This is a genomic window from Pseudomonas sp. B22(2017), from assembly GCF_002113105.1.
Classification (GTDB): domain Bacteria; phylum Pseudomonadota; class Gammaproteobacteria; order Pseudomonadales; family Pseudomonadaceae; genus Aquipseudomonas; species Aquipseudomonas asiatica.
In genome coordinates, this window is sequence record NZ_NEJN01000001.1 from 1 (window position 1) to 17,582 (window position 17,582).

Consider the following 17,582-nt stretch of genomic DNA (forward strand, 5'->3'; position numbering starts at 1 on the left):
GTCGATCGCCGAGGCGCGGGACCGGATGCGCCGCAATATCGATGACTTCGAGTTTGGCTCGATGAAGGCCATGCGCAAGGTGCGGCCGATCATCCAGCACGGGCTGATGAGCCTGGCCGTGCTCGATCCACGGTTCACCAACTCGATGATCAGCGTGACGGTGTGGGTCGAGGGCAAGGCTGAGGAAGTGCATGGGCGGTTGTTCAAGGAGGCCAGCATGGGCGTGACCCAGGCGAGCAGCGCGGCGCAGCTTGCCTTGGTGGATATCTCGGTGGCGGCAGGGACGTTGGAAGCCGATGCGCGCAAATTATTGCAGGGGATGAAGATCACGTCGCAGCAGGCGGCCCGATTGGTAAAAACCGGTTTTTCCGGGTTGCGCGGGATTGCTGGCAGCTGGGAAGTCCTGCTGGCGATAGGCGGGTTGTATCTGCAGCAGGACAGCCTGGGCAGGAATCAGGAAAAGGCGGAAACGGAGATCGGGCCCAAGGCGCATGAGGCCAGGTTGGCGTTGCAAGGATCGTACTTGGGAGTGTTGGGAGGAAGTATCGAGCTAATTGGGCTCTTGTTGAGCTCAAGTACTAAGCATACTGGAAAATCGTGGGCTAGGGGCGCCTCAGAAGCTGGAGTATCGCTGATAAAAATCGGTGCGATGATAGGTGCAATAACGGGGGTTTTGGATACGGCACAAGCATTTTCTGCTGCTAAACGTGCACGAGCAGCTGGGGACAACCTAGCAGCGAGGAATTATTTTAGTGCAGGTCTTGTGTCCGTCTCTTCAACTGGCATGTTTGTCTACGCAATATTCAAACCCGTCCTGTTAGGGCCTTTAGGTCTGGCTATCGTACTGGCTCTCATCGCTTACGCATTTGCCAAGTCAGCTGAAAAAAGCGAATCTAATGCATTAGAGTGCTGGGTGCGACGCTGCTGCTTTGGAACTAACGATGAAAATCCGGTCGTGTCTTGGAAGACACCTGAATATGCAGATATAGCGTTTGCAGAGCTGAATGCCGCCACGCTCGGCGTATATACGGCGGTTCATTTCGAATCCAAGCGTTTAAGCGACCCGACCACTTCTAAGATTGGTGGCTTGCTTAGCTTGGAGCTAGAGCAAAAACTAAAATTCCAAACCATATTGCCCAAATACCGTGATGAGCATTCGGCCTATCGTTTGACGCTTGTGGTACATCGTCATGGTGACGGAACCTTCCCCGACTTCAGTGGCGGAGAGGCTGTCGTTCTTGATGAGTACCAACCTGTTCGAGCCGAGGCGCTTACCAAAGCGGCAACATTCCATGACTTTTTTCAGCCGAGGTTGCCCGATTATAAGAGTGATATTTTAGTTGAAAAAATACTACGGTCGCCTAGCCAAAATGAGCCGCATATGTCTTGGCTAGAAATTACGGGTGCTGTGAGTCTGATGGCTACGATTGGGTCGCATACCATTAGAGCCGCGACACTGCTGATAAGTTATTGGCCGGATAGAAGGCTGCCAGACGCATATGTTGAGGTCTGCATTAAGGAAGCTAACGAATGAAAACTAAGCCCAGGGTCCTTTCGGAGCGAGCTCTGTGTTGGAGTCATGATCTGCCTGGTGTCAGTTCGGATGAAGCTCCGCGTTCAAGCTTTGAAGATATAGATCCACCACCAAACTACTGTGATGATGTGTTCCTGGAGCTTCCCCGATCTACTGTCAGTTTGCGTGGTGTCGCAGTGCTGATAGGGGGGGCAATTCTGGTTTTTTCTGTGGGTGCATTAATCTACATGCATTGGAGGTTTTTTGGTATCTACTGGTCGAATAATTGGGGCGTTGACATCCTCGCATCGTTAGCGATTTTGATTGGCATGTCGGCTACTGCGACATATGTAAAAATGGACCTGTTGCTCCCGCGGGACGAACCCATTCGCTTCAATCGCCTGCGACGCAAGATTTATCTCTATCAATTCAGATTCCACTACATCTATCTGTTCAGCCGCAAACACTGGGGCGTCAAACCGGTCGCCTACAACTGGGACGACGTAACCGCCGAAGTCTACCGAGTCTACGCCCCCGGCCACGGTGGGCTGATCGAAAACGTCATGCTGTCGGTCCGCAACCCGGAAACCAACGAAGTCATCGACCGCGTCTTCTTCACCCACGACCTGTACCACGGTGAAGCCTACTGGGCCATCGCCCGGCTATTCATGCAGCAAGGCCCCGAAGCCCTGCCGAAGTTCGTGCACCCACCCCGTGACTGGAACGATGACGATGGCCTGAGCCACATGCATTGCCTGGCACCCAAGGTTAATTGGCCAGAGGAGATAGACCGTGAATCTCGCACCGGGCCATCAGAAGGAGAGGCCCAATGAATCCTGTCGTACTTGTAGGCCATCGACATGTCTGTCCGCTGCATGGCATCAACGAGGTAGAAAGCGGCAGTGCAACGTACATCTTCAACGGCAGGGCGGTTGCCAGGGTGGGGGATCGGACCACGTGCGGTGCCGTGATCGAGAGTGGGGCTGAGCATTTCCTGGTCGAGGGCGCGGCTGTGGCGCGTAAAGGAGACCGGACGGATCACGGTGGTGTGCTGGAGGAGGGCGATGATGGGTGGATGCTGGATTGATCAAATATCTCTTGTACAAGACCGGGCCCACAGATCTCTGTGCGGCTTTGGCCGCGAACACCGGCGCAGCCGGATGGGTTTGCTATCTCGGTGTTGACACCGAGTGCGCCGCGCCACCATTATCCAGCCATATCCACGCAACGGGCTTGCCGGCATGTCCATTTCCAACCACGCCATTTTCGCTTCGGGCTTCATCGCCCAGGCAGGCGCGTGCGTTGCCGTTGCCAAGAAATCCAAGAAACAGCCGCTCATCTGACCGAGGCGCGCTGTCTCGTCAGGTGGGCTGACGAGACAGAAGGCGCCAGGTATCCCTGCCAGACCACTTCGACTCTCTGCCCTGCTGACGCTGACTTTCGGTCAACATCAGGAGTTTTTGCATGTCGAATTTCCGTGGTATCTGGATTGCCCTCGTCACGCCATTGCGCGCCAATGAAGTCGACTTCGCCGCCCTGGAAAAACTGGTGAAGAAGCTGCTCGAAGAGGGTGTGGCCGGTTTTGTGGTATGCGGTACCACGGGCGAGGCGGCGGCGCTGTCCAAGGCCGAACAACTGGCCGTGCTGGATGCCGTGCTGGCCTGGGTGGAGCCGGGCAGGGTAGTGATGGGCCTGTCGGGCTACAACTTGCGCGAGCTGTTGGCCTTCCAGGCTGAAATCCAGCGGCGTGAGATTGGCGGGCTGCTGGTCCCTGCGCCGTGCTACATCCGGCCTTCGCAGGCCGGCATCGAAGCGTTCTTCAGCACCGTGGCGGATGCCGCCAGCGTACCGGTGATCGTCTACGACATACCCTACCGCACCGGGGTACGTATCGAGCGTGAAACCCTGCGCCGCATCGTGCGCCACCCGCGCATCGCAGCGGTGAAGGACTGCGGCGGCGACAGCGAGACCACCATGGCCCTGATCCAGGACGGCCAGGCCCAAGTGCTGGCCGGTGAGGACGTGCAGATCTTCAACAACCTGTGCCTGGGTGGCGCAGGGGCAATTTCGGCTTCGGCGCATGTGCGGGCCGACCTGTACGTGCGCATGCTGCAGCAGGTCGACCATGGCGACTGGGTAGCCGCGCGCGGCACGTTCTACCAGTTGCTGCCGTGGATGAAGATGGCCTTTGCCGAGCCCAACCCGGCTGTGGTCAAGGCGGCCTTGCAGCTACAGGGGTTGATGACCGACGAACTACGAGAGCCCATGCAGGCGTGCACGGAGATGACCCGGGGCAAGCTGCGAAGCGTTGTGGATTCGCTCGGCGCTTGAGGGTGTACCTACCGGGCTGTTGTTCTGTTGACGAATGCCCGGCCTTTTGAGCTGCGCTGGCGCGTTGAAAACAAATATCGCTCACTTGGCGCGTCCTTTGTAGGAGCAGCCTTGTGCTGCGAAGAGGCCCGTACTGACAATTCGTATCTGTTGCCTGTACCGGCCTCTTCGCAGCACAAGGCTGCTCCTACCGGGCCCCTGCTAAATTTTCACCTCAGGAGAACGACCTGGCCTCACCAATCAGGATGTCTTCGAAAAACGCCCCGACCGGCTCGCTAGGGTGGCACAACTGGATCTCCAGCACCCACACCACTTCGCTCGGGACGATTTCCACCTCGGCCAGTTTGTCCTGCCCATACAGCACATGCGGGAAGTCGGCGATGCGATGCCCGGCCAGGTTGCGCTCCAGCTGCCAGCCTTTTACCTGGGCACTGCGCTCGGCGAAGTCGTACAGTTCGCGCCCGGTCAGGCCACGGCCCCAGGCCTGGCGGGTTTCGTCGAACACCTCATGCAGTGCCTTGACGCAGGCGTGGTGCAGCTCGTGCTGGCCGAACACGAAGGTGTCGCCATAGTCGCCCTCATAGCCATCCCATACCGGGCCGACGTCGACCACGACGATATCCGTAGTACGTAATACACGTTGCAGATCAATGCCTTGGCGCGGCGTGCGCACGGTGTCGTCGCCAAAGCGGATGTAGGTCGGGTGCCAGGTGTGCGATGCACCCATCGCCTGCAAGGTTTGCGCGGCCATCTTCAGCGCCTGGGCAGTGGTCATGCCGACTTTCAGCTGGTTCGCTATCGCAGCAACGGCCCGCACCGACTGCTCGCGGGCAGCGAGCATGCCGTCCAGCGAGTAGCGTGGGCCGACTTTTTCCAGCTCCGGGTGCAACGGGCTGGCTGTTGAAGCCTCTGGCGCCAGTGTGCCGCTGGCAACGAAAGCCTCCGCGACAAAACGATGGGGCTGCAGGCCTGCTGCGAGGCACTGCTCGCGAACCTGGCTGATCATCGTGGCATTGCCGCAGGCATAGACCTGGGTGTCGGCCCAGCGATGGGCCTGGGCCAGCGCCACCTGCTGCACGCGCGCCTGGTCCGACAGCACCGGGTGCCAGCGAAAGTGAGCGTGTGCACGGCTGGCCTGGTCGAGAAACTCACGGTCATAGAAGTCGGCGTCCGATCTGCCGCCCCAGTACAACGTGACCTCGGCATCACCTGCCAGGGCGGTCAGCAGCAATGGCTTGATGCCGGCGTAACCTGTACCGGTGGCGAACAGTACCAGGGGGCGCTGGGCCTCGTGCTGCCAGGTGCAGGCACCCACCGGTCCTTCCAGTTTCAAGGTGTCACCTGCTTGCAGGGTTGGCAGCAGGAGTTCGGTAAACAGGCCGCCACTGACCTTGCGGATGTGAAACACCAGTTTCCCCTGGTCCCGGTCGGGCAGGTTGGCGATGGAAAAACAGCGGCTATCGCCGTTGTCCAGCCGAAAGCGTACGTACTGGCCAGCCCGTGCCGACAACGGCTGCGCAGGCTGAAGCACCAGTTCGACGATATCGGCGCTCAGTTCGCGTTTGCCATGAACCTGCGCGTGGATTTCCAGCGCCTGGGTTTCCAGGGACCAGTCGGGGATTTCCAGGCGCATGTCGCTGCAGGCGTGGCTCTGGCACAGCAACATTTCGTCGTCGGCCAGGGGGTAGCAGGGCGCGGGCATGTCTGCCGTCCGCTGCTTGTCCCGATACTGCCCCGACACCACCTTGACCTTGCACGACCCGCAGGCGCCGCGGCGGCAGGAGAAGGGTACCGGCAGGCCGCTGGCGAGCATGGCATCGAGCAGCAGTTCCTGGTTGGCGTCGAAGGTTTTGCCCGAGGGCGACAGTTCAATGACGTGGCGGTTCTGCATGGGCGCCTCGGGGCAAGTGGAGGTTCGATTGTTGCTATAGTCCAGGACCAGTAGAACCTCCAGTTTCGGTTAATTCACATGGTCCAGCTTCGCAAATGGCAGCCGCTGCTCAAGCTCGACGCGGCGCAGTCGCAGGCCTCGTACAGGCAGATCGTCGAGGGCCTGGTAGCCGCTATCACCGAGGGCCGTCTGCGCCCCGGTACGCCGTTGCCTGGCACGCGGGAAATGGCGCAACTGCTGAACGTCAATCGCAAGACGGTGATCCTCGCCTACGAGGAAGCCGAGACCAAAGGCTGGCTGGAAAGCGTGCAGCGCCGTGGCACCTTCGTCAGTCGGCAGCTGGCGGCTGGCACCCTGGCCGAGCCCGATGCAGCGCAGCCCTTTGCCCTGGTGCTACAGGAGGAGCCTGCCGTTGCCTACTTCGCGGCCAACGAACAGGCTGCCGCGCAGCAGGATCGGCCGGGTGCGCTGTTCTTCGACAACGGCGCCTGTGACCACCGCCTGCTGCCGCAGACCGTTCTGCACCGCTATTACCGTAATGCCTTGCGCAACAGCTTTGCCGCCAACACCGTGCGCCATGGCAGCGCGTGCAGCAGCCACTCCCTGCGCAGCGCCTTGGCCGACATGCTGCGGCACAATCGCAGCCTGAACGTTGGCGCCGAGCATATCTGCCTGACCCAGGGCGTGCAGATGTCGCTGTACCTGGTGGCCAGCGTGCTGCTCAAGCCTGGTGACGTTGTGCTGGTAGAGCGCCTGAGCTATCCGCCTGCGTGGGAGATCTTCCGCCAGCTGGGCGCCCGGCTGGTCACCGTGGACCTGGATGACGAGGGCTGTCGAGTCGAGCAGATCGATGCACTGTGCCGGCTGCACCAGGTGCGCATGCTGTACATCACTCCCCATCACCAGTTCCCGACCACTGTCAGCCTGCCTGCCGGGCGCCGACAGCAGCTGCTGGAGCTGGCGCGGCAGCATGACTTTTGCGTGGTCGAGGAAGACTACGACCATGAGTACCACTTCGCCGGGCGGCCTTACCTGCCGCTGGCCAGCGACCGTCAGCAGCGGCATGTGATCTACATTGGCTCATTGTCCAAGTCCTTGGGCAGTACGTTCCGTTGCAGTTTCATCGTGGCGCCGGCGGAGGTGGCCGCAGCGCTCGAACGCAGGGCGACGCTGACCCTGGGGCAGGGCGATGCGGTGATGCAGCAGATGCTGGCGGACTTGATCAATGATGGCGAACTGAAGAAGCACTTGCGTCGGGTCACCCGGGAGTATCGCCGACGTCGAGAGACCCTGTTGGTTTGCTTGCGCGATGCCTTTGGCGAGCAGGTAACCGTGCGCGAGCCGGAAGGTGGGCTGGCGCTGTGGGTGAGGTTTGCTGACGAGATCAATGTGGATCAGTTGGTTGGCAAGGCGTTGGAGTTGGACCTGGTGGTACGCAGTGGCCGGCAGTTTTCGCCGTTTGGTCATGCGGAAAATGCCTTGCGCCTCGGGTTTGCCTCGCTGGACATGGATGAAATCCGGCTGGCTACACAACGTTTGGCGCAGGCGGCGAAGGCGATTGCAACATCGGTCCAGCGCAATCCCTGTGGGCGATCACCCAGCCCTTTGGGCTGCGCTGTCGAGTAGAGAACTGAATTCGCAAGCGGTCCGCGTACCCTGTGGGAGCGGCTTTAGCCGCGAAGATCCCAACGCGGTGCATGGCACCGGCTGCGCCGGTGTTCGCGGCTAAAGCCGCTCCCACAGGGGCCCTGCTAATGCAATGAGTTATGGGTAGTTCCATGAGAGCTGACTTGCCGGTGCCATCCACCGCGTTACCTGATCAAGCTTGAGCGGGCTATTTGCGCTGCCACACTCCGCCTTGTTCGCTGACCACCCAGGGCTTGTCCGCGGCATCGATAACCACTCCACCCACCCAGCGCTGCGCAGGGTTGTGGTCAAGCCAATGCGCCTGCCCCGCCAGCACCTGCTCGGCAAGTGCGGTCAGCCGCAACGGCCGTTGCGCCCAAGACTCGCCCGGGCCTTCCAGCAGCAGCGGGTGCGGTGCATGGATCAGGGGCTGCAGCAAAACATGGAACATCATGTCACCCAGGTAAGGCAGCGGTTCATCCTGCATCATCAACTGGGCAAACACACGTCCGGCCGGCAGCTCGCCGCGTGAGGCCAGAATGCGCAACAGCAGGCGTTCGGTGAGGCTCAAGCCGTCGTTCGCCCCCGGCAGTTCCTGAAGTTGCCGCGCAAGGGCCCGGCCCAGCAACGGCAAGGCCGTATGCTGGAGGCCCGCCAGGGCAGCCCAGGCCCTTGGGTCAGGCGCGGTATAGGCTGCCCATGTCTGGCGGGCCAGGGCCAGCACGTCCTCACCCAGCGCGCGACGTTGTGGCCATAGCCAGGCGAGCAAGTCCGGGGCCAGCTGGCCGATACCGATGAAGCGCTCGACGCCAGGTACCTGGGTGATTTCGATCAGCTCCAAGCGGCGCGGCAGGCTGGGCAGGCTGGCGAGTACGCGGATCAGGAACAGCTGGTCGTAAGCGTCACCCTCGCACCACAGCACGATCTTGCTGTCGCTGTTCAAGCCGGCCAGGGCGGTGCGCTGTGCCGCTTGGCGTTGCTCAACGTCCTGGATGCTCAGGTTGAACGCCTGCTGTATGTAAGCGGCCCGAACCTGCCAATACTGCTCCTCGGGCAGTGCGCAGACCGGCCCCATGACCATGGGGTCCTCGAACATCTGGAAGGCACCGGCAAAACCGGCCGTGCGCAAGCTGTGGGCGATGTCGTTGCCGCAGCGCCAATGCTGCACGGCTGCCTCGTCATCGGCGGTGAAGCCAGGGTGGCGTGCCGCAAAAGCGACGGCATCGGCATGGGCCTTGAGCTTGGGCCAACTGGCAAAACCGGCCTCGCGGGCCACCAGCCATTGGGTATCGGCAAGCCGGTAGTCAGGGCCAGGCAGGCCGAGTGCGCGTAGCTGCTCGCGGGTGTCGTCGGCCTTGTGGTTTTTCAGGGCGGTGAGCAAGCGTTTGGCGCGTTTGCGCAAGGCGGGCAGGTCGAGCAGGCCGTGGTGGCGGGATGCATTGATGGCGGGCATGCCAACTCCTTTGGGGCTCGGTCCGCCGACAAGCCGGGAGCTGGTATGGGAATGTGATGATGCTTGGCTCGGGAAACCCCTTGGCGCGGACCGCAGGCGCAGCCAGCGCCCTGGCGCCGACTTTACCGGGTAATGCGCGTGGGTGCAAAGAAGGTCGATGGTGGCCTGACGCGCAGCGTCCGATCGCCGTCAATGCGCAGCCGTCGGCAGCATGCCCGAGCCCTGGGCCTTGTGCGCGGCTTCTATCAGCTGCAGGTTGCGGCTGCGCAGGGCGTGATTGTTGCCAACACGCAGGTTGGAGCGAAGCGCCAGGGTTTCGGCCTGTTCATACTGCCCTTGCTGAAGGCGCAAAACGCCAAGGTAGTGCAGCGTTGCCGGGTTGTTCGGCTGAATGTGCAGCGCACGCTCCAGGGTGGCCGCCGCCTGGTCCAGCTGGCCGTCGGCATACTGTTGCGAGGCGGTTTCGATCAGCACCGTCGAGGCATTGTTGCTGCGCGTGGGCGCGTAGCGTTCGCCGGCCAGTGCGCTCTGAGCCGTGATTGCGCTGAACAACAGGAGCAGGGCTGACAGAACAGGTGTGCTGGGCATCGGCGGAAGACTCGGCAGGGCTTGGGCAGGCCAGGTTGCAGGGCGAGGGGATGCTATCGACCGAATTGGAACGTTGAAGTTCCCGCCTGGTCGGCTTGTTGCCCGTTGCCCGGTCTGTGCCTCGACAACATCTGTTCGGTTACCGCCCATAACCGCACTCCGGCGCCTCAAGCCTGGGGCAGTACCTCCGATAGCAGCACACCCACCGTCGAATCATCGACCAGAAGTGGTGCCAACAAGGAGTACTGCCCCCATGCTTGCCAACCTGAAGATCCGCACCGGAATGTTCTGGGTGCTGTCGCTGTTCAGCGTGACCCTGCTGTTTTCCACCGTCAGTGCCTGGCGGGCGGCGGTGGGCAGCGACCAGCAGATCACCGAACTGGACCAGACCGCGCACCAGTCGGACCGGTTGAACAATGCATTGCTGATGGCGATTCGCGCCAGTGCCAATGTGTCCTCGGGCTTCATCGAGCAGCTGGGTGGTCATGAGGAAAGCGCCAACAAGCGCATGGCGCTGTCGGTCGAGCTGAACGACGAGAGCCAGAAGCTGGTGGACGAGTTTGTCGAAAACGCCCGCGAGCCTGCGCTGCACGCACTGGCAACGGCACTGCAGGCCACCTACGGCGAGTATGCCAAGGCGGTCGCCGGGCAGCGTGAGGCAACCCGTCAACGTTCACTCGAGCAGTATTTCAAGGTCAACACTGACGCTGGCAACGCAATGGGCCGGCTGCAGGCTTTGCGCCAGCAACTGGTCGGCGCATTGAGTGAGCGCGGTCAGCAGATCATGCTGGAATCCGACCGGCGCCTGGCGCGCGCCCAACTGCTGAGTCTGGGGCTGCTGGGCGTGACGTTGGTGTTGGCGGTGCTGTGCTGGGCCTTTATTGCCCAGCGCGTGCTGCACCCGCTGCGTGAAGCTGGCCGGCACTTCCAGCGCATTGCCGGCGGCGACCTGAGCGTGCCGGTGCAGGGGCAGGGCAGTAACGAGATCGGCCAGCTGTTCCATGAACTTGAGCGCATGCAGCAGAGCCAGCGCGACACCCTGGGGCAGATCAGCAACTGTGCCAGGCAGCTGGACGCAGCCGCCACGGCGCTGAATACGGTCACCGAGGAAAGCGCCAACAACCTGCGCCAGCAGGGCCTGGAGCTGGAGCAGGCCGCTACCGCCGTTACCGAAATGACCACGGCTGTCGAGGAGGTTGCGCGCAATGCCATCACCACCTCGCAGACCACCAGCGAATCCAACCAGCTGGCGGCGCAAAGCCGCCGGCAAGTCAACGACAACATCGACGGCACCGAGGCCATGACTCGGGAGATCCAGGCCAGCAGCGCACACCTGGAGCAACTGGTCGGGCAGGTGCGGGACATCGGCAAGGTGCTGGAAGTGATTCGCTCGGTGTCCGAGCAAACCAACCTGCTGGCGCTCAATGCCGCCATCGAGGCCGCCCGTGCGGGCGAGGCCGGGCGCGGCTTTGCGGTGGTGGCTGATGAAGTGCGTACGCTGGCTTACCGCACGCAGCAGTCGACCCAGGAAATCGAGCAGATGATCGGGCGCGTGCAGGCGGGTACCGAAGCGGCCATGACCTCGATGCAGGCCAGTACCAGTCGTGCCCAGTCGACGCTGGACGTGACACTGGCCTCGGGGCAGGTGCTTGAGGGTATCTACAGTGCGATCGGCGAGATCAACGAGCGTAACCTGGTGATTGCCAGTGCAGCCGAAGAGCAGGCCCAGGTGGCGCGAGAGGTGGACCGCAACCTGCTGAACATTCGCGAGCTGTCGACATCCTCGGCAGCAGGGGCGCAGCAGACCAGTGAGGCGAGCAAGGCGTTGTCGGGGTTGGTGGGGGAGATGGCGGCGTTGGTGGCGCGGTTCAGGGTTTGAGGTCTGGCGGGCACCAGACTGTGGCAGTGGGCGCGCCCGCGAACACCGGCGTAGCCGGTGCCTTCCACCGCGTCGCCCGGTTCGAGCGCACGCCATGTGTGCTTTCAGTTATCGATCGTGCTTCGAAGAGGAGCGCCCGGCCTTGTTGTGTTCCTTGGAATGGGCAATGCCGGACCGGGTAGTGCCACGGCCGTTGTCATCATTGCGCAGGCTTCCATAGTGATTGCCGCTCTCGCCATGGTTGCGGGTGGCCTTGCCTGCATGATCACTCTCGTAGCCGGCGCCATTACCGTTGAACCCACCTTTGCCACCGCCATTGCCATTACCTTTGGCATATGCGGAACCAATCGGCGAGACATCGGCAGGCAACAATGCAGTTGCGCCGAGCGCCAGGGCACAGGTAAAGACGGCTACCAGGGTTTTTTTCATGTTTGTTCGCCTCCAGAAGGCGCAGGGGGGAAATTTGAGTGCGGATACGACATAAGGTTGCCTTTTAAGTTCCGCAGTGCGCAGCCTTTCGACGAAGCGGCTGCCAGGCCCTTTCAGTACCTGGCAGCCTCAAGCTTCATGACTGCTCAGATCTCGACCTGGGTGCCAAGCTCGATCACCCGGTTCAGCGGCAGCTTGAAGTACTTCAGGTTGCTGTTGGCATTCTTCAGCAGGAAGGCAAAAAGGTGCTCACGCCAGCGGGCCATGCCCATCTGCCTGCCTGCAATGACCGTCTCCCGGCTGAGGAAATAAGTGGTGCGCATGGGGCCGAACTCAAGGTCCGCACGCTGACAGCGGCTTAACGCCAACGGCACGTCGGGCTCCTCCATGAAGCCGAAATGCAGGCTCACGCGGAAGAAACCATCACCAAACTCCTCGACCTCAAAGCGCTTGCCAGCGTTGACCCGTGGCTCGTCCTCGAACACGACGGTCAACAGCACCACCTGTTCATGCAGTACCTGGTTATGCAGCAGGTTGTGCAGCAAGGCGTGAGGCACCGCCTCGGGCCTGGCGGACAGGAATACGGCAGTACCGCCCACGCGGTGAGGCGGCTGGGCCTTGAGGCTGGTAATGAACAGGTCCAGCGGCAGCGAACTTTCGTCCAGCCGCTCGACGATCATCCGTCGCCCGCGCTTCCAGGTAGTCATCAGGGTGAACAGTGCAAGGCCGGCAATCACCGGAAATGCACCGCCCTGGAGGATCTTCGGCGCATTGGCGGCGAAATACAGGCTGTCGACCAGCAGGAATGCCAGCAGCATCGGCACCGCCAGCCAGCGTGGTGCCTTCCACAGCAACAGCACCACTGCCGAAGCCAGCAGTGTGGTGATCAGCATGGTCCCGGTCACGGCTACGCCATAGGCTGCCGCAAGTGCCCCGGACGACTCGAAGCCGACCACCAGCAGCACCACGCCAACCATCAGTGCCCAGTTCACCATGCCGATGTAGATCTGCCCCTGTTCCTCGCTGGAGGTGTGCTGGATGAACATGCGCGGTACGTAACCCAGCTGGATGGCCTGGCGCGTCAGCGAGAACGCACCGGAAATCACGGCCTGGGACGCAATAATGGTGGCCAGCGTGGCCAGCCCGACCATGGGCAGCAGGGCCCATTCGGGCGCCAGCAGGTAAAACGGGTTGCGCACTGCCTGCGGGTCGCCGAGGATCAGCGCGCCCTGGCCGAAGTAGTTCAGTACCAGGCCGGGCAGCACCAGCAGGAACCAGGCCCGGGCGATGGGTTTGCGGCCGAAGTGCCCCATATCGGCGTAGAGCGCTTCGGCGCCGGTCAGCGCCAGCACCACTGCGCCCAGGATCGCCACCCCCATGCCCGGGTGCAGCACGAAGAACTTCACTGCCCAGAGCGGGTTGAGTGCCTGCAGCACCTCCGGGCGCTGGACGATGCCGTGCAGGCCCAGTGCACCCAGCACGACGAACCACAGCACCATGATCGGCCCGAAGAGGATGCCGATGCGCGCGGTGCCATGCTTCTGGATCAGGAACAGGGCCACCAGCACCACCACCGACAGTGGCACGACCCAATGCTCGATACCGTCGAAGGCCAGTTGCAGGCCCTCGACGGCCGATAGCACGGAAATCGCCGGCGTGATCATGCTGTCGCCGTAGAACAGCGCGGCGCCGAACAAGCCGAGCAGCACCAGTATCCTGCCCAGGCGCTGGTAGGGCGCCGCCGCCCGATGCGCCAGGGCGGTCAGGGCCATGATGCCACCTTCGCCCTGGTTGTCGGCACGCAGGATGAACAGTACGTACTTGAGCGATACCACCCAGAGCAACGACCAGAACACCAGCGACAGCACTCCGAGTACGCCAGCGGTGTTGGCCTGTACGCCATAGTGCCCGGCGAACACCTCCTTGAGGGTGTACAGCGGGCTGGTGCCGATGTCGCCATACACCACGCCGACAGCGGCGACGAGCATGCCGACAGGGTTGGACTTGGCGGGAAGGGATTGATTTGCGATGACGGTGGACTGGCTCACGAAAGGTTTCTCTGGACTGGCGAGTATAAATGCATGCCATCCCTGAGCATCGCGCGCCCAGTATTCCTTCTGTCTGCCGGCTCAGTCGTAAAAAGAGCGTAAAAAATCAGCCAGCGCCCCAATACCTGTCAGTCAAGCAATTCGGGGCCGCTTTGCGGCCCGGCCAGCTCCCACAGGTACAGCGCAGACTTCAAGAGTTTACGTGGTCCCTATGGGAGCTGGCCTGCCGGCGATGGTTTGGTCAGCCAGGTTGCGCCGCCAGGCTGTTGCTGACGTTACGCCCCAGCACCAGCACCGTAGCGAAACCGCAGCCCACCAGGGCCGTGGCCAGGCTCAGCAACACCGAGCTGCCCAGCTGGTCGACGATCCGACCGCCGAAGAACGAGCCCAGTGCAATGATCACCTGAAACATGGCAACGAACAGCGGCATGCCACGTTCGACATCCTTGGGCGCGACGACGAACATCCAGATACTGGCGCAGGCCGGGAACGCGCCGAAGGCGAAGCCCCACAACCCGATCAGCATCGCGGCACCGGTCATGCCGGTGGCGAAGTGAGGGAACAGCGCAGTGCTGGTACCGATCATCAGCGCTACCAGCAGCAGGGTGTGACGTACGCTGCGGTTGGCGGCGAAACCGGCGAAGATGTTGCCGAATACCCCGGCCACGCCATAAAGCAGCAGCAACGAGCCAATGGTAGGCCCATCGAAGCCGGAGCTTTGCTTGAAGAAGGGGGCGACATAGGTGTACGCGGCAAAGTGCGCCAGCCCGATCAGCAACACGGCGATCAGGCCAACCCGCGCCTGTCGGTTGATGAACAGGGCCGGCAGGTCGCTGATGCCAATGGCTTTGTCCGGGTTGAGCCGCGGGAGCAACAGGATCTGCGCAAGCAGCACCGGTATGCCCAGTAGCGCGGTTATCAGGAAGGTCATGCGCCAGCCCATCAGGCCACTCAACCAGGTGCCTACCGGCACGCCCAGCACGGTGGCCAGGGTTACGCCGACCATGATGATCGAGGTGGCCTGGGCTACGCCCACGCCCTTCGGTGCCAGGCGGCCGCTGAGGGCGATGGCCGTCGCCCAGAAGCCGCCGATACTCACGCCCAGCAGCACGCGGCCGAACAGCAGCAGGTTGAAGTCACTGGCGTAGGCTACTACCGCGTTGGCGATGATCATGATCAGCGTCAGCCCGATCAGCAGGTAGCGACGGTCCAGAGCGCCAATGCCCACCGACAGTAGCGGGGCAGCGAGGGCGGCCATGATGCCGGGCAGGGTAACCATCAGGCCGGCGTGGCCTGCACTGATGCCAAGGTCGCTAGCGACATCGTTGAGTACGCCCACCGGCAGGAACTCGCTGGTCACCAGGGCGAAAGCGCCGACGGCGACCGAAAGGATTGCCAGCCACTGCTGGCTGACGCTTTGTTGATCATGTTCGGGGAGGCCACGAGGGGCCTGGCTGGCACTTGGCATGGTATTGGATTCCAAGAGAGGGATGTCGCCTGAAGCAGGCGCAAGGAGCGGGGGAAATTTGCCGGGGATTATAGGGGGCGGTTTCGCCTGGCCAACATGCGGGTCGCTCGATAGTAATCATCAGCGCAATCGATGAAACGCCTTGCGCAGAGCGCCCGCTGTTGGATGGGAGCGCAGAGAACAAATATCGCTCGTTTGAAGCGTCCATTGTAGGAGCAGCCTTGTGCTGCGAAGAGGCCGGTACTGACAAAGCCTTTGTATTGCTTGTCCCGGCCTCTTCGCAGCACAAGGCTGCTCCTACAAAACCTCACTTAACCAATGAGTCGCTTGTCCGCGAAGGACAGGCACGTGTCCTCCACATCACATGCATCTTATGGCGATACCAGCACATCGCACTGGGATTCGTTCAGCACATGCTTGGTGACGCTGCCTATCAGCAGCTCTTCAAGCGCGCTTTCCCCTTGCTTGCCAACCAGGATCAGGTCGCATTCCAGCTCTTGTTCCTGCTCGGCAATCCGCCAGGCAGGGTCGCCATGCACCACGATTTGCCGAGCATCTGCCACTCCGGCGGCTTCGCTCAAGGCCGCGAGCTGCTGGACCGCATCCTTGCGGATGACATTGCGGTAGTGTGCAAGGGTCTCATGGTCGATGTGGGCGAAACGCATGCTGCCTTCGAACGGCGCTTCGTAAACATGCAACAAAATGATCTCGGCCTGTGGGGCAATGGCTTTTGCCAGTTCGATGGAGCGCAGTGACGAAGGCGAAAAATCAACTGCAACCAGCAAGGTCCGGTAGGCATCGCGTGGCGCCTGCTTGACCACCAGCAAAGGGCAGGGCATGCGGTTCAGCATCTTCTGCACCGTGGAGCCCAGCAGCAGGCGCCGCGCCACGCTCTGGCCCTTCGCCCCGCATACCAGCAGGTCGCTGTGTTTATCCTGCACCACACGGGTAATCTCCGTGGTCACCGAGCCGTGCGCGACCTGCACGCCCGCGGCGATGTCATGGCGCTGGAACAGCATTGCAGCCAGTGCGCGGATTTTTTCGCCAGCGGTATCCAGCACGCGCTTCAGCAGATCATCACCAGGTGCGACCAGCTGCTTCAAGCGCTCGAAGGGGGCCGGGTTGGCAACGTACAGCAGGTCCAGCGATGCCTGCTGCGCCTTGCTCAGGTGCGCAGCGCGCTCTGCCGCGTTGCGGGCGGAGGTGGACAGGTCGGTTGCTACCAGTACGTGGTTCAGGTGGCTCATGTGGGACTCCTTATCCAAGGTCGCGCACAGTGCTCGATGGCGATGGCCTTGAGCACAATGCGCATGGCGGTTTTCGATTCGTTCCTTGCTGGCAGCCATCGTCGCGCGAACCCGGCCCAGCGGCTTGACGTGCGTCAAGGGAGCACTTCGGCTGATAGGCTCGCAGGGCTATTGCGATTGTTTGCATGAGTCAACTTGATGCTTTCCCGTAGCAGTACTAATACTAAGAGACTGCCGGGAGGGGGATGATCATGCAGATGCGCTTTGTTGTGGTTCCCGCTGTGCCGCTAAAGAAAGAGATTTACCCGCGTAGTCTTGGCTTTCCCGCAACGTTAGGGGAGGGCTATGACCTTTATGACACACAGGAAAAGCTGCGCCTGACCCTCAACTACCCCACACGTGCCGAGGCGGAATTCGTATGCGCATCCCGCAACAGTTGCCGGGATGCCGACACGGCGGATATCGCCGGGAATGGTTGATGCTGTGGCGGACACCGGCGTAGCCGGTGCCATGCATCACATTGCGTTCTTCGCGGGCACGCCCGCTCCCACAGGGATTGCGCCCGGTTCAGGGCTTGCGGTCATGCGTGCTTGAGCGCTTCCACCAACTGTGCCTTGGTCATGGTGGAGCGCCCTTTGATGTTTTTGCTGCGCGCTTCCTTCATCAGGCTTTGCTTGCTCTGGGTTTCCAGGGAGCTGCCCGATGTGCGGGAATGACCTTGGCGCGACTTCGCCGCCCGTTTGGCCGAGTCCGAGCGGGCAGTTTTCTTCTCGCTGGAGGATGTAGCCTTACCCGAGCCACCTTTCTTCTCGCCTCCACCGGACTGTTTGTTCACGGTGGCCCAGGCACGCGCTTCGGCCTGCTCTTTGGGCACGCCTTTTTGCTCGTAGCTTTCCTCGATGTGTTCGGCCTTGCGCTTCTGCTTGTCGGTGTATTTGTCCTTGTCGCCGCGTGGCATGGCACTCACTCCCGTCTGCTTTGCATGTGCGGTTGAATGCCGCGGCAACGCCCGAGTGCCCGGTAATCGACGAGCGGCGCCACGAAGCCTGCTGCCTGCCGGAAGCAGTCATTCAATCGACACATCGAAGCCGTAGGGTTGAGACAGGAAC

Annotated in this window: 16 protein-coding genes; 8 read left to right on the top strand and 8 right to left on the bottom strand. The window is 61.7% G+C overall.

Going from position 1 to position 17,582, the window contains the following annotated elements:
- The 5 genes from CAG18_RS00005 to dapA form a co-directional block, all read left to right on the top strand.
- Positions 1-1,534 (top strand): T6SS effector BTH_I2691 family protein (locus tag CAG18_RS00005; RefSeq protein ID WP_305879968.1); only part of this gene is annotated, 1,534 nt, incomplete at its 5' end.
- Positions 1,531-2,346: a DUF6708 domain-containing protein gene (locus tag CAG18_RS27195; protein WP_256573324.1), complete on the top strand. Its 816-nt coding sequence runs from the start codon at positions 1,531-1,533 to the stop codon at positions 2,344-2,346. The genes CAG18_RS00005 and CAG18_RS27195, both read left to right, overlap by 4 nt.
- The gene (locus CAG18_RS00015; protein ID WP_039613302.1) at positions 2,343-2,600 is read left to right on the top strand and encodes a PAAR domain-containing protein; all 258 of its coding nucleotides are present in this window, start codon (positions 2,343-2,345) and stop codon (positions 2,598-2,600) included. The genes CAG18_RS27195 and CAG18_RS00015 overlap by 4 nt, the downstream gene beginning before the upstream one ends.
- A 103-nt stretch (positions 2,601-2,703) precedes the next feature.
- The gene (locus CAG18_RS26995; protein WP_023661540.1) at positions 2,704-2,856 is read left to right on the top strand and encodes a hypothetical protein; all 153 of its coding nucleotides are present in this window, start codon (positions 2,704-2,706) and stop codon (positions 2,854-2,856) included.
- 121 nt (positions 2,857-2,977) lie between these two features.
- Positions 2,978-3,844, top strand: a complete 867-nt coding sequence (gene dapA / locus CAG18_RS00020; RefSeq protein WP_061550797.1) for a 4-hydroxy-tetrahydrodipicolinate synthase — start codon at positions 2,978-2,980, stop codon at positions 3,842-3,844.
- A gap of 214 nt (positions 3,845-4,058) precedes the next feature.
- On the opposite strand, the gene CAG18_RS00025 is transcribed toward dapA, so the two are convergent.
- Positions 4,059-5,735 (bottom strand): NAD(P)H dependent flavin oxidoreductase family protein, encoded by a 1,677-nt coding sequence (locus tag CAG18_RS00025; protein WP_143492612.1) that lies wholly within the window; start codon positions 5,733-5,735, stop codon positions 4,059-4,061.
- Between the two features lie 78 nt (positions 5,736-5,813).
- Between CAG18_RS00025 and CAG18_RS00030 the strand changes: the two genes are divergently transcribed.
- The gene (locus CAG18_RS00030; RefSeq protein ID WP_085719650.1) at positions 5,814-7,361 is read left to right on the top strand and encodes a PLP-dependent aminotransferase family protein; all 1,548 of its coding nucleotides are present in this window, start codon (positions 5,814-5,816) and stop codon (positions 7,359-7,361) included.
- A 208-nt stretch (positions 7,362-7,569) separates the two neighbouring features.
- Here CAG18_RS00030 and CAG18_RS00035 read toward each other — a convergent pair whose 3' ends face one another.
- Together CAG18_RS00035 and CAG18_RS00040 are read right to left on the bottom strand one after the other, a co-directional pair.
- On the bottom strand, positions 7,570-8,814 hold the full coding sequence (locus CAG18_RS00035; protein WP_015270015.1) for a DUF1835 domain-containing protein: 1,245 nt from the start codon (positions 8,812-8,814) through the stop codon (positions 7,570-7,572).
- A gap of 189 nt (positions 8,815-9,003) precedes the next feature.
- Complete coding sequence (locus tag CAG18_RS00040; RefSeq protein ID WP_085719651.1) at positions 9,004-9,402, bottom strand: tetratricopeptide repeat protein; 399 nt, start codon at positions 9,400-9,402, stop codon at positions 9,004-9,006.
- 253 nt (positions 9,403-9,655) lie between these two features.
- Between CAG18_RS00040 and CAG18_RS00045 the strand changes: the two genes are divergently transcribed.
- Positions 9,656-11,281, top strand: a complete 1,626-nt coding sequence (locus CAG18_RS00045; RefSeq protein ID WP_085719653.1) for a methyl-accepting chemotaxis protein — start codon at positions 9,656-9,658, stop codon at positions 11,279-11,281.
- A gap of 108 nt (positions 11,282-11,389) precedes the next feature.
- Here CAG18_RS00045 and CAG18_RS00050 read toward each other — a convergent pair whose 3' ends face one another.
- From CAG18_RS00050 to CAG18_RS00065, 4 genes are all read right to left on the bottom strand, one after another.
- The gene (locus CAG18_RS00050) at positions 11,390-11,710 is read right to left on the bottom strand and encodes a hypothetical protein (protein ID WP_015270018.1); all 321 of its coding nucleotides are present in this window, start codon (positions 11,708-11,710) and stop codon (positions 11,390-11,392) included.
- A gap of 146 nt (positions 11,711-11,856) precedes the next feature.
- Complete coding sequence (locus tag CAG18_RS00055) at positions 11,857-13,698, bottom strand: potassium transporter Kup (RefSeq protein ID WP_080604860.1); 1,842 nt, start codon at positions 13,696-13,698, stop codon at positions 11,857-11,859.
- Between the two features lie 301 nt (positions 13,699-13,999).
- Complete coding sequence (locus CAG18_RS00060; RefSeq protein WP_085719655.1) at positions 14,000-15,226, bottom strand: MFS transporter; 1,227 nt, start codon at positions 15,224-15,226, stop codon at positions 14,000-14,002.
- A gap of 371 nt (positions 15,227-15,597) precedes the next feature.
- Entirely contained in the window at positions 15,598-16,473 is an 876-nt protein-coding gene (locus tag CAG18_RS00065) for a universal stress protein (protein ID WP_085719657.1), read from the bottom strand.
- 245 nt (positions 16,474-16,718) lie between these two features.
- Here CAG18_RS00065 and CAG18_RS00070 point away from each other — a divergent pair, with 245 nt between their 5' ends.
- The gene (locus CAG18_RS00070; RefSeq protein ID WP_003259758.1) at positions 16,719-16,952 is read left to right on the top strand and encodes a hypothetical protein; all 234 of its coding nucleotides are present in this window, start codon (positions 16,719-16,721) and stop codon (positions 16,950-16,952) included.
- A 101-nt stretch (positions 16,953-17,053) separates the two neighbouring features.
- Here the strand turns inward: CAG18_RS00070 and CAG18_RS00075 are convergent, their stop codons facing one another.
- The gene (locus tag CAG18_RS00075; protein WP_015270021.1) at positions 17,054-17,431 is read right to left on the bottom strand and encodes a hypothetical protein; all 378 of its coding nucleotides are present in this window, start codon (positions 17,429-17,431) and stop codon (positions 17,054-17,056) included.
- Positions 17,432-17,582: the final 151 nt, after the last annotated feature.

Excerpts from the sequence above, each read along its gene's own strand:
- CAG18_RS00035 (WP_015270015.1), bottom strand. The coding sequence starts at position 8,814 with ATGCCCGCCATCAATGCATCCCGCCACCACGGCCTGCTCGACCTGCCC.
- CAG18_RS00060 (WP_085719655.1), bottom strand. The coding sequence starts at position 15,226 with ATGCCAAGTGCCAGCCAGGCCCCTCGTGGCCTCCCCGAACATGATCAA.
- CAG18_RS00075 (WP_015270021.1), bottom strand. The coding sequence starts at position 17,431 with ATGCCACGCGGCGACAAGGACAAATACACCGACAAGCAGAAGCGCAAG.
- CAG18_RS00030 (WP_085719650.1), top strand. The coding sequence starts at position 5,814 with ATGGTCCAGCTTCGCAAATGGCAGCCGCTGCTCAAGCTCGACGCGGCG.
- CAG18_RS00070 (WP_003259758.1), top strand. The coding sequence starts at position 16,719 with ATGATCATGCAGATGCGCTTTGTTGTGGTTCCCGCTGTGCCGCTAAAG.
- CAG18_RS00055 (WP_080604860.1), bottom strand. The coding sequence starts at position 13,698 with ATGCTCGTCGCCGCTGTCGGCGTGGTGTATGGCGACATCGGCACCAGC.
- dapA (WP_061550797.1), top strand. The coding sequence starts at position 2,978 with ATGTCGAATTTCCGTGGTATCTGGATTGCCCTCGTCACGCCATTGCGC.
- CAG18_RS00015 (WP_039613302.1), top strand. The coding sequence starts at position 2,343 with ATGAATCCTGTCGTACTTGTAGGCCATCGACATGTCTGTCCGCTGCAT.
- CAG18_RS00050 (WP_015270018.1), bottom strand. The coding sequence starts at position 11,710 with ATGAAAAAAACCCTGGTAGCCGTCTTTACCTGTGCCCTGGCGCTCGGC.
- CAG18_RS00025 (WP_143492612.1), bottom strand. The coding sequence starts at position 5,735 with ATGCAGAACCGCCACGTCATTGAACTGTCGCCCTCGGGCAAAACCTTC.
- CAG18_RS00040 (WP_085719651.1), bottom strand. The coding sequence starts at position 9,402 with ATGCCCAGCACACCTGTTCTGTCAGCCCTGCTCCTGTTGTTCAGCGCA.
- CAG18_RS27195 (WP_256573324.1), top strand. The coding sequence starts at position 1,531 with ATGAAAACTAAGCCCAGGGTCCTTTCGGAGCGAGCTCTGTGTTGGAGT.
- CAG18_RS00065 (WP_085719657.1), bottom strand. The coding sequence starts at position 16,473 with ATGAGCCACCTGAACCACGTACTGGTAGCAACCGACCTGTCCACCTCC.
- CAG18_RS00045 (WP_085719653.1), top strand. The coding sequence starts at position 9,656 with ATGCTTGCCAACCTGAAGATCCGCACCGGAATGTTCTGGGTGCTGTCG.